The organism is Nitratidesulfovibrio oxamicus (assembly GCF_015731765.1).
GTDB lineage: Bacteria > Desulfobacterota > Desulfovibrionia > Desulfovibrionales > Desulfovibrionaceae > Cupidesulfovibrio > Cupidesulfovibrio oxamicus.
In genome coordinates this window covers 1-13,268 of the sequence record NZ_VRYY01000111.1, presented here as the reverse complement: position 1 = coordinate 13,268, position 13,268 = coordinate 1, and the positions used below count along the sequence as shown (strand labels likewise).

Sequence of the window (13,268 nt, the reverse complement as noted above, 5' to 3'; positions counted from 1 at the left end):
GTTACGGGAGGGGGCCGTATGACGAGGCGAGCCGGTAGCCTTCCTTGAGTTTGCCAAGGGTGCGTGACCGCGCCTCGCGGATGGGGTTGCCTCGGTTGCACCGGGTGATGGCTAGTGCGAGCCGTTGCCCTTGCGTATTGAGCTTGCCCCAGTGGAGGTCGATGCCGTGCTCCTGGATGGTGCAGGACCAGAACTTGCCGCCCGAAGGCGTGTCCTTTTCGAGGCGCAGCCAGGGAGGCGCAGGGAGGGAGGCGAAGAAGGCGGGATCAAGAGACTGACGGGTGAGCAGGGAATCCATGAACTGGAGCACCAGGCCGGTATTGCCCGGGATTCGGGGAGACGCGGCATCCTTGCCGGGGGTGTCCGCAGCGGACGAGTTCGGCGCGGTAGCGGCGTCCCCGTTCACTCCCCCGTGGGGAACATGCGCTGGGCGATTTCGTGGAGTAGCGTTCGGGTTTCCCGCGTAGCCTTGAAGCCGAGTGTCCGGTCGAGGGCGTAGGCCACGGGCTGGATGCCCTGTCGGGCCAGTGGCTGGAACCGCTGGGTCAGGTCGGCCCAGCGGATCAGGGTGCGGGTGGAGAAGGTCACCTCGATGGAGGCGCCATGTGCCGTGCCCGATTCGCCCATGAACAGACGCCGGATCTCGTTGGCGTAGTCGATCATGGTGCGCCGCAGGGGTGCAGGGAGTTGCGGTGCGATACGCTCCAGCAGCCGTTCTTCCGCTGCGGGTTCGGGGTAGCCCATCTCGCACAGCCAGAATCGGTCTAGGAAGGCAAGGTTCTGGCGCAGGGTGCCCTGGTAGAGGCCCGTTTCGTCGGAACCGCCGTTGGTGTTGGCCGTGGCCGCGAACCGGAACATGGGGTGCGGCGTGACCAGTTCACCGCCGTTCTCCGGGATGCACAGGGGCTGGCCATCGAGGATGCCGTTGAGGCCCGTGGCCGTGGCTGGTTCCAGTAAATCCAACTCGTTGAGGAGCAGGATTCCCCCGTGCTTCATGGCCAGCGCCAGCGGTCCGTACTGGAACTCCATGGAACCCTGATGCACGGAAAGGTGTCCCACCAGGTCCGGGAACTCCAGCCTGGCGTGCCCGGTGACCTCGAAGACCGGGTAGTTGAGCCGGGCGGCCAGTTGCCGGATGGCGCTGGACTTCCCGCTGCCGGTGGGGCCGAACACGTAGAGCGGATCGGAGGCGGTCATCAGCCAGACCACGATGTCCCGTGTGGTTTCGTGGAAGATGTAGTCGGGGTCGGCCTTGGGGGTATACGCCGAGGGCTGGCGGTAGCCCTTGATCATGCGACCCGACGGGGTGCCGCTGAACACGGCGCCAGCGTCGAGATCGACGGGCTGCAACGCGTGCAGGCCCGAATCGGTATAGGGCATGGGGTGCTCCTTTGATAATGGCGAGAAGAGGTGGTGGCGGTTGACGTTTGCTGCTAACGGATGTAGTCATAAATGACTACGGAGGGTCATCCCATGCAGCATCCCACCACCATTCGTTTCGATCAGGATACCGTCGTCCGGCTGGACGAGATCGCTGCGGCCACGGACAGCACGCGCGCCGCAGTCATCAAGGAAGCCGTCGAGCAGTTCCTTGCCTATGATGCTTGGTTTCGTCTCAAGGTGAGGCAGGGATTGGATGCCGTTCGCGAAGGGCGCGTGGTGAGCCATGACGAAGCCAAAGACCGCATGCGCGCCCTGGGCATTACACTGGAATGAGCAGTGTCATCGAATGGTCGCTCCCGGCGCTGGACGATCTTGCGGAGATTGCCATGTGGTTGCGCCAGGAGGATGCCGGGCTGGCCGAAGGCATGGTCCGACGCATCTTCGCGTCCGCTGAATTGCTCTCGCCGTACCCCCTTGCTGGCCGCGTGGGGCGAGTAGCGGGTACCCGCGAACTCGTGGTGAGGCGGAGCCCTTACCTCCTTGTCTACTTGGTCGAAGAGGCGCGAGTGGTCGTGGTCAGGGTGCTCCATGAGCGCAAGGATTGGCCGGGACCGGATAACTCTGACGCCCCCTAGCCGAAGTCGATGGTTCGGAACAGGCGTGCGTCGAAGGGATTGTCCCACCAGCCGCCGAGAATCTCGGCATCGTCAACGTCCTCGCCGATGCGCAGGAAGAGGTAGTCGTCAACGTCAAGTTCATCCATGACGTCGGTGATGAGCCGTACCTCCTCGAAGTCCGCGTACCATTTGACGCCTTCCCAGTAGTACAGCACGCCCTCGGAGTCCGGCGCGTCCTGCCTGAGTCCGTTTTGCAGGAACAATTCAATGTCGCCGGGATTCGTGGCATGCTGCCTCGCCTCGTGCATCGCCGCATCAAGCCGTGCCCGCCCGTTGTCGGACAGGCACAGGGCGACTTCGCTGTAGTATCCCATGGTCATTCTCCTTTTTCGTTGATGGGGCTGATGAACAGCCGTTCATGAGGCTGGCCGGTCTTGCGGGCCCGCTCCAGAATGTCTGTCACCGTTTGGGGATCGCCGGTCAGGGCTTGCAGTTCTTCCTGCAAGGCCGCCTGGTCGATGGTCTGTCTGCCGGGCATGGATGCCACCCGAAAGCGGTGCCTGCCTGCGGTTATCCAGTCCCGGGCCATGCTGTCGCTTACCGCCGCGATGCGCTGGAATGCGGTGCGGATGCGTCCTTCAATCGCTGCGATATCGCCCTCGATGGCGAGTTTGCGCTCCTTCAGGCTGGCGAGATGGTCGAGGTCCGCCGCGTGGGCGGGTCCGAGGTCCACGGGTATGCCGTCAACCCGCATGGGTCGGAACTTGGGACAGGTGGCGTTGGCATCGCACCAGTCGCACAGGGGATGGAACCCCTGGCAGTACGGGAGGTCGTCAAGCGTCAACTGTCCTGCCTTGACGGCGCTGACGGCCTGCCAGAGGTCGGCGGCCGTGTTGCAGCAGATGCCGAGCATGGCCCGGTTGGGCGTGTACGGCCCGAAGGCCTTGGCGTCGGCCATGGACACGGAAAGCACCCAGCCTTCAATGGTCACGCCTTCCGGTGTGCCTGGCAGGTCGATGCCGAAGAGCAGACGGGCCGCCTCCGGGAAGGTCTTGCGGGTGAAGACCGGTTGGCCGTCTTCGTCACGCAGCGAGCAGCAGGGGCGATGCCAGGTCCTCTCCAGCAGGCCAATCTGCCCGTAGAGTTGCACCTCGTTGGAGGTGTAGAGGGTTTCGGGCAGGTGCCCGTTGCTCTTGAGTTCCAGCACCCGGATGACGGGTGTCGAGGCTTCGTGGATGAGGGTGATGTCGAGGTGGGCCTTGATGGGCACGCCGTGGAAGGAAGCGCTGATTTCCAGTTGCGGGATGAGTCGGTGGCCGCTTTTTGTGAGGGCGTCGGTGATCCCAGCCTCCTGCCAGTGGCCTCGGTGCAAGGGGAGATGCCGCTTCAGGATGGAATCGACATGCTGAGGCGGGATGATGTGGGGCTGCGTGCCCGGCGACGCCAACTTGCGGGCAACCGCCGAGCGCAGGCATTCCGTTGCGGCGCCGATGTCGGACATGCCGACGTAGGTGTTGCGGTCGCCCAGTTGGGACTGCGTGGTGTGGACTCCGTGTGCGAGCAGGGATTCGGCGAGGAGGGAGAGAGGGGCCGCCAGTGCCGGAGGCATGGGGGATTGCGAGGTGTCTGTCATGGGGGCTCCATCGAATGGGCGAGGCTCCCCCATGGCGGGGGAATCCCCGCCCTTGGCGTGGTGTGTGGATCAGGCGGTCTCGGCGTACCGCCACCAGACCTTGCGCTCGGCGTTCCATTTGAACCCGGCAGCCGAGAGCAGTTGCTTGCGGGCAGACGTGCTGCCCGACGCCAGAATGCAAAGACGGCCATCCTGGGCGGTGGCCGTCGTGTAGCTGACTCCATCCAGCCGTGGCAGTGACGCCAGGGCTGGATGTGCTGTTTCTGCGGGCTTGGGCTGTTGAGTCGTCGGAGGTTGGGGCGGTTGCTGCGCAGGTGCGGCAGCAGGCTGCTGAGGCCGTGGCTGGCGAGGCGTTCTCTGCCGTGCGGGCCTGTCGCGGGATGCGGCCTCCCCGTCGTCATCGTCTTCCGTCACCAGGCCGAGCATGGCCGAAAGGGAGTACCGGCGGGCGTAGGTCATGGCGCTGCCGTACCCCTGCGGATCGGTTTTGGGCAGGGGCATGACCAGCAGCGACGACTGCCACTGGCCGGATTCCGCGTGCGTGAGTTTGGTGACGAGGCCGAGGTGTCCGGTTTCGGCCGGAACCGGGTATTGGGCCACCCAGATGCCGTTGGCCAGCAGCGCATCCCGGCAGGAGTCCATGACGGAGTTGAGAGTTGCATAGCGGGATTTGGCGAACGGGTTCTCACGGTCCTTGATGGCCGGTTGCAGGGTGTGCTGAACGGCAATGAGGGCCTTGGCGAGGTCGGTGACCTCAGGAGAGGTGTACTGAAGGCTGTCCATGGCGTCTCCTTGGAAAATGAAAAGCCCTGGCACACAGGGTATCAGGGCGGCTTTTGGGAATATCTCCCCAGTATCATGAATGTAATGTATATCTGAAAAGATGATGGATGATGCGCTTTGCGGCATGGCGGGGCACCATGCCGACTGCCTGTCTAGTCGAGATAAATGATCATCAAAACATCGCCGGAACGTACCCTGAACTTCGCCCATGAATCGTTGGCGTATTGGTTCAGTTGGAAGTTCGTTTTGTCCTGGGAAAGGACCCAGGTGATAGAAACCTTGTCGGACGTGGGACAGTACTCTTCATTGCGTAAATCCTTTCTGTACAGAGATAGTATTCACCTGACACTGCCGTGCCCGGCGGGTGCTGGTCAGGTTGCCTGCAGGCCCTGTCGTAGCTCGGCGCCGAACCCTTAGGGGCAGCACCTGCCGCCATTGCGAAGGCGGACGCTGCGAAGTCCATCAGGGAAACGACTGTCATCTGTCTTGAATGCGGCAAGGTGTGCAAGATCATCACGGCTAAGCATCTGGCCCTGCACGGCCTGGATGCCGACGCCTACCGCGAGAAGTGGGGGCTGAAGAAGGGCGCTCCGCTTGCCTGCAAGGCCCTTGTGCGGGCTCGCCGCAAGAAGATGAAGGAAATGCAGTTGTGGGAGCGCCGCCGTGCGACCGCCGGGGCGAAGCCCAAGGCTGCCGAAGCTGCACCGGCCACCGGCAAGGCTGCCAAGGCGGCCCCGGCCAAGCCCAAGGCAAAGGGCAGACCGAAGAAGGCATGACGCGCAGGGTAAAGGCCCGTGCGATGAAAAAAGGGGGCTGCAGGCCCCCTTTCTGGTGTGTGTCTTGATCGGCTTTTTGGTGAGCCTGAAAGAGTTGGCGAGTGCCCATGGAAGGGCTTCGCAGTCAGCGTTCCGTTATTAACGGAACTAATTGCAGCGCTTTGAAAAAATATGGTCTGATGCCGCTGCGGATTACTGCAGCAGCAGTGCGTTGATTGCTACCGGTGTCCGGGCATCAAACCTGAACCGTAACTGCCTGGGAGTAGCAAGGTCTATTCTGCAATCGACGGAGCTGTCGGCGGGCTGTTCGCAGGCCGTCACGTATTCCCATGGGGCATCTTCCTTGATGCGCTGGTCCACCCAGTATTTCAAAGGGATGCTCCCGCAGGGGGCAGTGACAACCCGGACGGCTTTGATGCGCTGCGTTGTGGCATTGACATTGATTGTCAGGTCCACGGTGCGCGCCCCGGGGGTAGCTTTCGATCGCCAGCAGCCGCTCGCGGATTGCAGCCCCGTAGCGCCTGTATCCCCATCCATAGGGGTGTTTGTTATTCCGAGTATGGTATATGGAATGCTGAGCCTGGATGGTACGGGCAGTGTGCCGGAACTGGATTGTACTTCTGCTGACGCGAATCTTTCCTTTATGTAGTCGTATCGCATCGCCCGTAATGTCGTTGTGTTGCTTTTTATTCTGAGGGTCATGGCGACGGGGACAGACTCTTTTCCGTCGTTGGTTGCTATGGTTGCTCCGCTGATTCCTTTCTTCAGGGCTTCTGCAGCAGTCTCGCCCGTAATGCGGAATTCGATGATGGCACCACCGTATTGATCGACTGCTCCGGCAGCAAGATTGGCAGGAAAGGTGTGATAGCTGGTGGCCAGCATGTGCATTACGTTGAATGATTGCGCTCTCCGGACAATGGATTCGTATCGATATGTTGGAACGCCAAGTCTTGATTGGCAGTCTCCGGCCTGCCTGCCGGCTGTTACCTGGGCAAAAGCGAGGTCTTGCGATTCATTGTCCGCCGCAGAAGCGTGAGAGCCTGTTTCAGCGGAAACGGGTCTGTCTGTTTCCCCTGAAATTCCCTGCATGTCAGTGTAGTGAAAGGGATCTAGTGTGCCTGTCTCCGGAGACCGTATGACGTGAGCGGGAACGGCGATCCAGCAGCGACCTGTTTGAGGAGATCCAAATAGCCACCCCTGTCCGTACTCTCCACTTCTTGAGCGGACAAAAACAGGCTCTGCCGACGCAGCATTTATTGAAATAAGGACAATGATGCAGGCGATAATATTTTTTGAAATGAGCACAGCAGTTCCTTATTTCCCCTTGTCGTCACGCAGAAGGGTGATGACGACACTCACTGACTTCAAGGTCATCGTTACGATGGCAAAAAACACGGTCAGCAAGATTACACTGGGGTCGGAGAGCGGGCCGACGAAGGCATCAAGAGCGAAACGCTCTGTCTCTCCGGTTGCGCCGGGTCGGTATAGATAGAGGTTGGCGGTTGCAGTTGTGGCGGAAATTCTGAAACCGTCATTGCGGACTTCTGCAATGCCGTACCAGGGTTCGGCCTGTGCATGTTGCCCGGAGGGGGAAAGGTTGTCCCCCGATGAAAGACGCCCTCCTGCGGGTAGAGGGAAAGAAGCTGATGAAACCGGGTACAATGCACCCAGATATGGGGCGAGCCGCGAGCGTCCGAAAATCTGTATGGAACCTGCCGACATGTGGTCTGTCGGATGATGCCGCTGGCCGTCTGGGATCGGTGGTTCTCCGTATTCACGTCCGATATCCGCCGGTCCGGCAATCGGAAGTGGAGGGACGGATCCTGTTTTGCCATTCAGAACAAAGATCGAGCGGGTTCCCAAGGAGCACGGGGGGCCATCAGCGAAGTTCAATGTCCCGGGGCCATGAGGGCCCGCCGATACTGCAATTGCAATTTCACCATCATAGTTACGGTAGGTGACGATGGAACCCGTGGACGGCTCCAGACGGCCAGTAAGGGCTTTTTTGCCAGTCAGTTCTTCCAGTCGCGGGCAACTGGCGATGTCGCCCCGGTATGCCGCCTCGTTCAGTGGAACCTCGGCTGCTTTTTCCCTTGTTACCCTGTAGGTGGCGAATTCCGAATTGGCCGAAATTGACACGTAGGGCTTCCGTTCTGGCAGGAAGCGCATGAAGCCAATGATGACAAGGGTGATCAGGAGCGTGCTTGCAATCAGCGTGGATACGCTTTTTCTGGGTTTCAATCGCGTAAGCAGGGAACGCACCGGTTTCATTACGGTGTCAGTAGCCATGCCGTGCTCCCTCAAAGACCCGGAGGCGGAATCATGACCTTGAGTCTGGTTGTTTCCTCGCGGAAGTCGTCATCCAGGGTGATCAGGATGTCTGTCGTACCGGGGGGGATGTCGGATAGATCGGCAACGCATTGCTTGTCATAGGCGATTCTTGCCCCATGGGAAACGTTGGAGCAGGGAATCTTTTTCATGCCGTGAATTTGCATTGAAGTGTAGCGGCCACTAGAGTTGACAAGGATCGACAACTTTCGTGTCTGCCCATTTGGGGGAAGGAGTTGCGGCAAGTGTATCGCGTCTTCAGGATCGCAGCTGCCAGCGTGAGACGTGAAGGCCTTGAGAGCGAAAGAATCCATTTGGTATCCGGAGAGGATGCTTCCGTAGCGCAAGGTGACCGGTAAAAGGCGTGCGGTAGGCCCTGGCGAAGACGGGGATTCTGCCTTGTAGAGGTTGTTTGCCGAGAACCGTCCATCCTGTGTTACGGCTCGGACGCATATTGCATTGTCAGTCATAGCAGGGAGGCGAATGTCGCCGATGTTGACGTTTCCGCTAGGATCGCCGATCCGGACTCCCACGATGGCACTGCTCGAAACCGGCACGGCCTGATCGTACGCTTCCCGGAACGATGTCTGGTCCGCCCTCAAGGGGAGGGGGTCTGCAGCACTATGGGCGATGCCAGTTGGCAGTAGCAAGAGGTATGCGCACAAGAGTATGGTTGTTGCATGTGTTGTGCTGCAAGACGACATTCCGCACTTCTCCCTGCTATGGATTCTTGAGTCTTGATTACAAAAGCTTGACGGATACAGGGAATGCCGGTTCTTTGTCGACCTGGAACATGCCCTTGAGTTCTCCGCCTTTCTCCAGGGTGAGGTTAAGGGTGCAAGTGCCAAGGCTGGTGCGGCCAACCCAAGAGATTTTGTTGCCGGTTACGACAGCATTGCCTTTGTACGTATCATCCCTGCGCTGGCAGTCGACCATGCAGAACCAGACGGAGCTGGAACCGGTGACCTTGGCGCCGTCAACGAGAAAAACGAGACCGTTTTTCAGGTAATTCCAGTGTCTGTTGAGGTAGGAGTCGTTGACTTGATTAAGCGCCCTTTCGTCGTTTCCGGCCTTTTTGAAGGCCTCTATGAGGCCGGGGGACTGTTCGACGGTGAAGGTGATTTGGGTTGATGAAGCAATAGCAGCCCTGAGGCCGAGGTTCTTGATGTCCAGATTGTCGCTTTCAAGGGCGCTTCTGGTGCAGATTCTTTGAACCGGCGCATCGTTTGTCGCGATTGCCTGTTCTATGTGTGCAAGGCGAAGGTCCGGGTCGGGATCATTGCATTTCTCTCTCCATTGCTTCAACTCGCCAGCCCTATCAGCAGCCGTGCCTGTGGCCGCATCTGCAGCATGCGAATAGGAAGCGGCCAGCGCAATCGCTGCGGACGCGGACAATGCCAAAGCCAGTTTGACGATACGGTGTTTCATGGGCCTGCAACTCCTTGTCAGCTGGTAGTGTAGGAAGTGTGACATGTGCGGCGTGGGGGGGGCTGAGTTTGAACGCGGTTTTTTGGAATCGGGAAGCTTTGGGTTATGTATATCCTGCCACTCCTTGAGAACTATTTGTTTTTTTCTAATTGACTTCTCGAGAAGTCGCGGGCGTAGCAGGCCGCCCACCCTCAATACCCCATGCGCCCGGGTATCACCCCGCGCACGCCGCCGCGCGGGTCCGGGCAGTCGCCCTTGCGGCGCGGTATGAGGTGGATGTGGGCATGGAAAATGGTCTGTCCGGCTTCCTCGCCGCAGTTGGCGCCGATGTTGAACCAGGCCACGCTGCTGTCGGTCGCCGTGATGTGCGCCCGCAACTGGCGGATCATCTCGTCCGCGTCGCGCCGTTCCTGATCCGTCAGGCCGAACCAGTCTGTCACGTGCCGCCGGGGGATGATCAGCATGTGCCCGGGCGTGACGGCGTACTTGTCCGGCAGCGCAAGGCAGGTGCCGTGCACGTGCTGCGCCCGGGCGGCCACGCCTTCGTCGCAGAAGGGGCAGCCTGCCTGCCGGTCTGCCGCGTAGGCCGTGTTGGGGTAATCTGTGGCGTCAGTCGTCATGGATCCTCTCCGGCGGGATATGGCGGGGTTCTCGGCGCAAACATACCAGCCTGCACGGCCGCGTGCGAATTCCTGCCCCTTCTGCCCGGCGGCGTTCTCCTTGGCAAGTGATGATCGGTATGAGCAACTGCCTGATTATTCTCATGTGCCTGTGGTGTTTACATAGGGCGTGGCTCTGGCATAACAACGGGCGGTAAGGTTGCCTTGGGGGGGGGGGGGCTGGTCGGGCACAAGGGCTGGTTCTCACCCGTTGTAAGTACAAACCCTCGCGGATGTCATGAGCGATACCCAAACGTCGTATTCAGTTTTTGATGATCTGGGCTTCAAGCCGTATCTCGACCATGCCTATGTCGAGATTCAGGCGCTGTATCTCGAAGATGACAAGCAATGGGTCATCAGTTGCCACGTGGCTACGCCTTCAGTAGGCGATATGCCAGCAATTGCCGGTTACGGTGCGATACACATGCTTAGCGAGTTCGGGCTGTACTTTTCTCAAAGAGTACGAGTGTCGGGCGTCACGGTGCGTTCGGACAATGGCCGGGGATTCTGCGGACGTGCCGATAGTGATCCCTATGAACTGTTCCTGCAGTTGGAAGGCATCGAGCGCAGGGCTCCCTGTGCCAGGCGCTCACAAGGAGCGGATTCTGGAACGGCAGCCATGATATTGTTCGGCGGGCATTTCAGGCATGAGTTGGCGCACCAAAGCAAAAATGTTTAAGGGCTGCCCCCGAGCAGGCATTCCGTGATGGACTTTCTGTGGGGGCAGCCGGAAGAGGGGGCGCAGGGTTGCGGGCAGTCTGATTAGCCCCCATCGGGCGGCTGCGTCGGAAGAATGCTAGCTCTTCACAGAAGTCAGCAGCGACTGCTCAATACCGCATCTGCGCTCTTTATCCGCGAAGTACCAACTTATATCGCTGGTTTGACTGCCTCAGCCTTGGCCTTCTCTTGTTGTCTAGTTTGATTTGCCCCAGACTCAAGTGTCGACCGTAAGTGATTGTATGACTTAACAGCGCGCGGGAAATCAACGATAGCATAATACAAGCGATCAGCGATTGTATCCTTGCCGGGTCCCATGAGCTCCGTGCTGATGCGAACATGCAGCACGGTGCCTGCGCCTGACAGAGTGCTTATGCTTGCATTATATTGACCTTCAGCCATCTCCATCACGCGCTCAATGGCGTCTTGGAGGTTGTTAACAGATCGCCCCAAATACTTGTCATCGGTGTTAATAGTCCAATAGTAGTGGCTGTTTACCGAGTCTATTTTGGGTCCATGTATTGGTTCGCCATACTTTTCAATGAATTGATTTAGAAGAACGTCTTTTGTTGGTCGGTGTCCTTTGTTGAACGAAACAAAACGACTTATCGCAATAAGCTCATCAGTGTCGGCAACACTGCATACGCCATAAATGCGTTCTTTGTATTCAGATGTTTCGTTGTCGCCTCGAATGCCGAAATTTAACGAAGAAGTCTCATACCCCCCTCCGCGTACTGTCCCAGATATTTTAAATGTATTGATTTGAGCGTTTTTAATTAGTGTTAAGCTGGCGTTATCTCTTTGAGAGGGTATTACAACCCCCATGATGTCGAATTTCTTGTGCGCTTGCGGATTTGCAGATGGCTGCGCACTCTTTGATGTGTTAGAGGTTGCTCCTGCATATAGAATGGGTTTGTTGTCATGTGTATCGGCATGAGCACGGTCTTGAATTAAATTGGAAACGTTGTTGTCGGAAGGGATGTTTTGTTGTAACGTATTCGATAGGGTCCCCCCAGAACTCAATAATATCATGGCAAAAGCACCGATCATAATTTTAAGCAAGATACATGGGTGCATATCTCTCTCCTCAGGTAAATGTGTGCTTCCGCTACCCTGGACTGTCAGCCCGCTGGTATCAGCCAAATGTACATGCCAGTCTTATCGGATTTTTTTTGGCGCTCAATTCTTGAAGGTGACCGCCCCGATGATGTAGAGGCGGTTCTTTTGCCTCAGAGCTTCCGAGGCATATTGCTTGAGCTTGAATAGGGCCGCCGCGTTGAAGCGTTGGCGCCAGTCTTCAGTCACCCCCCTATTCCCCGCCAGGTGACCCCACGCCGTCGAAGGACACTCATCACGAAGCTTGCCTTGGGGCTCTCGCCGGAGTCCCTTTACCACGTTTTTTCGGAATTGATCAAGGTTGCTTACTGCACATTCGGTGGGGCTTTGGATGCGAATTTTGGGCTATTTTTTTGAACGCACATAGCGTGTGCAGTCATGATCAGTTGCATTGCGCGAAGAACGTTACGATCCTGACCTGCCCCCTAGCCCTAGGGATTTTGTTTGTCTTTGGGCCATGGAGGCAGGCAATGGGCAGAAGGGGACAAGCGCCTGAGCAGAAAATCGCCAAGCTGCGTGAGGCCGGGGCTTCTTTGTTCAAGGGCGAGGCGGGGGGGGGGGCGAGACGCTCCTATCGCTTGGGGGCTGTGAGCAGGCGTTCTACCGTTGACGAAACGAGTGCTGCGGGCTGAAGGTTGACCAAGCCAAGAAGCTGAAGGCGCTGGAGGGTGAAAACGCCTGGCTGAAGAAGGCCGTGGCAGAGTTAACCTTGGACAAGCTCATCTTGCAGGAGGCGGCAATGGGAAACTTCTGAGCCCTTCCCGGCGCCGGAAATGTGTGGCTCATGTGCGTGCGGTTCTTCATGTGCCGGAGCGGCGAGTGTCCCGCTTGCTGGAGCAACCTCGGGCGACCCAGCGATACCGCCCCAGCATAGCCAGTGATGAAGAACCGCTGAAGGCGGCCATCATCCATTTCGCCAGCGAGTATGGCCGGTACGGGTATCGCCGCATCCAGGCTTTGCTTGAGCGGGGGGGGGCTGGTAAACCACAAACGCATTGAGCGCATCTGGCGTCAGGAAGGGCTGAAGGTTCCGCAAAAGCAGCCGAAGCGCAGTAGGCTCTGGCTCAACGATGGTTCATGCGTCCGGCTACGGCCTTGCTGGCCCAACCATGTCTGGTCGTATGACTTCGTAATGGACCGAACGCACGAAGGCCGGGCGTTTCACATCCTCGTGGTCATCGACGAGTTCACTCGGGAGTGCCTGGCGCTTGAGGTTTTCAGGCAGCTCCGCTCCGACGATGTGTTGCACTGCTTGGCACGGTTGTTCGTTGAAACTGGCTCGGCAAGGTCGGCGTGAAGACGTTGTTCATTGAGCCTGGTTCTCCCTGGGAGAACGGCTACTGCGAGAGCTTCAACGGCAAAATCCGGGATGAGAAGCTAAGCGGGGAGCTGTTCTATACGCTCCGGGAGGCACAGGTGGTTCTGGAAATGTGGCGGCAAGATATAACACGTTCAGGCCGCATAGCTCGCTGGGGCAAAGTCCGCCAGCGCCGGTCGCCACCCTACCCCGTGGGGCAGGGTGCTCCCCCTGGGGGGGGCGCTGGACTCAAGTGGGCAGCACAGACTAACACAATGAGTGGTACAACTCGTGGGGACTGGTCCACCCACAACACCCTGCCGGACAACAACAAAGCATTACCATGTACAACTTGAATCAAGACTCGCGACGCATATGATTTTGCTAGCCACCTTGAAAAATAGGGTTCTTCGACGTTTGATGTGGAATTCATGAAGCCACCACGACCTGAATCGGGGCCGCGATCAGGTAGACCATGGTGATGAAGTTCTCCACATTTCGGTATCCTCGGGCTCTGGCTCTCGCCGCTTG

At 58.5% G+C, this 13,268-nt stretch carries 15 protein-coding genes and 2 pseudogenes; 5 read left to right on the top strand and 12 right to left on the bottom strand.

Features of this window, described 5'->3' with window-relative positions:
- Position 1: 1 nt before the first annotated feature.
- Positions 2 to 298 carry a hypothetical protein gene (locus tag FVW20_RS05070; protein ID WP_196608564.1) on the bottom strand — a complete coding sequence of 99 codons (297 nt, stop codon included), beginning with the start codon at positions 296 to 298 and terminating at the stop codon, positions 2 to 4.
- Positions 299 to 402: 104 nt separating this feature from the next.
- The gene (locus FVW20_RS05065; RefSeq protein WP_196608563.1) at positions 403 to 1,380 is read right to left on the bottom strand and encodes an AAA family ATPase; all 978 of its coding nucleotides are present in this window, start codon (positions 1,378 to 1,380) and stop codon (positions 403 to 405) included.
- Positions 1,381 to 1,473: 93 nt separating this feature from the next.
- Between FVW20_RS05065 and FVW20_RS05060 the strand changes: the two genes are divergently transcribed.
- Both FVW20_RS05060 and FVW20_RS05055 read left to right on the top strand, forming a co-directional pair.
- Positions 1,474 to 1,716, top strand: coding sequence for a CopG family ribbon-helix-helix protein (locus tag FVW20_RS05060; protein WP_181409363.1), 243 nt, complete (start codon positions 1,474 to 1,476; stop codon positions 1,714 to 1,716).
- Positions 1,713 to 2,018 carry a type II toxin-antitoxin system RelE/ParE family toxin gene (locus FVW20_RS05055; protein ID WP_196608562.1) on the top strand — a complete coding sequence of 102 codons (306 nt, stop codon included), beginning with the start codon at positions 1,713 to 1,715 and terminating at the stop codon, positions 2,016 to 2,018. Before FVW20_RS05060 ends, FVW20_RS05055 begins: the two co-directional genes overlap by 4 nt.
- On the opposite strand, the gene FVW20_RS05050 is transcribed toward FVW20_RS05055, so the two are convergent.
- The 3 genes from FVW20_RS05050 to FVW20_RS05040 form a co-directional block, all read right to left on the bottom strand.
- On the bottom strand, positions 2,015 to 2,374 hold the full coding sequence (locus FVW20_RS05050; protein WP_196608561.1) for a hypothetical protein: 360 nt from the start codon (positions 2,372 to 2,374) through the stop codon (positions 2,015 to 2,017). The genes FVW20_RS05055 and FVW20_RS05050 overlap by 4 nt on opposite strands.
- Positions 2,375 to 2,376: 2 nt before the next feature.
- Positions 2,377 to 3,633 carry a hypothetical protein gene (locus FVW20_RS05045; protein WP_196608560.1) on the bottom strand — a complete coding sequence of 419 codons (1,257 nt, stop codon included), beginning with the start codon at positions 3,631 to 3,633 and terminating at the stop codon, positions 2,377 to 2,379.
- A gap of 69 nt (positions 3,634 to 3,702) precedes the next feature.
- Entirely contained in the window at positions 3,703 to 4,416 is a 714-nt protein-coding gene (locus FVW20_RS05040) for an ERF family protein (RefSeq protein ID WP_196608559.1), read from the bottom strand.
- Positions 4,417 to 4,862: 446 nt separating this feature from the next.
- Between FVW20_RS05040 and FVW20_RS19640 the strand changes: the two are divergent.
- Positions 4,863 to 5,192: pseudogene (locus FVW20_RS19640) on the top strand (MucR family transcriptional regulator); the annotation flags it as partial.
- Between the two features lie 192 nt (positions 5,193 to 5,384).
- Here the strand turns inward: FVW20_RS19640 and FVW20_RS05030 are convergent.
- From FVW20_RS05030 to FVW20_RS05010, 5 genes are all read right to left on the bottom strand, one after another.
- Entirely contained in the window at positions 5,385 to 6,074 is a 690-nt protein-coding gene (locus tag FVW20_RS05030; RefSeq protein WP_196608558.1) for a hypothetical protein, read from the bottom strand.
- A gap of 432 nt (positions 6,075 to 6,506) precedes the next feature.
- Positions 6,507 to 7,481 carry a hypothetical protein gene (locus tag FVW20_RS05025; protein ID WP_196608557.1) on the bottom strand — a complete coding sequence of 325 codons (975 nt, stop codon included), beginning with the start codon at positions 7,479 to 7,481 and terminating at the stop codon, positions 6,507 to 6,509.
- Positions 7,482 to 7,492: 11 nt separating this feature from the next.
- Positions 7,493 to 7,834 (bottom strand): hypothetical protein, encoded by a 342-nt coding sequence (locus FVW20_RS05020; protein ID WP_196608556.1) that lies wholly within the window; start codon positions 7,832 to 7,834, stop codon positions 7,493 to 7,495.
- 427 nt (positions 7,835 to 8,261) lie between these two features.
- The gene (locus tag FVW20_RS05015; protein ID WP_196608555.1) at positions 8,262 to 8,948 is read right to left on the bottom strand and encodes a hypothetical protein; all 687 of its coding nucleotides are present in this window, start codon (positions 8,946 to 8,948) and stop codon (positions 8,262 to 8,264) included.
- A gap of 191 nt (positions 8,949 to 9,139) precedes the next feature.
- Positions 9,140 to 9,568, bottom strand: coding sequence for an HIT family protein (locus FVW20_RS05010; protein WP_231038880.1), 429 nt, complete (start codon positions 9,566 to 9,568; stop codon positions 9,140 to 9,142).
- 277 nt (positions 9,569 to 9,845) lie between these two features.
- Here FVW20_RS05010 and FVW20_RS05005 point away from each other — a divergent pair, with 277 nt between their 5' ends.
- Positions 9,846 to 10,286 (top strand): hypothetical protein, encoded by a 441-nt coding sequence (locus FVW20_RS05005; RefSeq protein WP_196608610.1) that lies wholly within the window; start codon positions 9,846 to 9,848, stop codon positions 10,284 to 10,286.
- Positions 10,287 to 10,474: 188 nt separating this feature from the next.
- Here the strand turns inward: FVW20_RS05005 and FVW20_RS05000 are convergent, their stop codons facing one another.
- Both FVW20_RS05000 and FVW20_RS19975 read right to left on the bottom strand, forming a co-directional pair.
- Positions 10,475 to 11,467 (bottom strand): hypothetical protein, encoded by a 993-nt coding sequence (locus FVW20_RS05000; RefSeq protein WP_196608554.1) that lies wholly within the window; start codon positions 11,465 to 11,467, stop codon positions 10,475 to 10,477.
- Between the two features lie 36 nt (positions 11,468 to 11,503).
- Positions 11,504 to 11,629: a hypothetical protein gene (locus FVW20_RS19975; RefSeq protein ID WP_269145810.1), complete on the bottom strand. Its 126-nt coding sequence runs from the start codon at positions 11,627 to 11,629 to the stop codon at positions 11,504 to 11,506.
- 281 nt (positions 11,630 to 11,910) lie between these two features.
- Between FVW20_RS19975 and FVW20_RS19635 the strand changes: the two are divergent.
- A pseudogene (locus tag FVW20_RS19635) lies at positions 11,911 to 13,008 on the top strand (integrase core domain-containing protein).
- Positions 13,009 to 13,268: the final 260 nt, after the last annotated feature.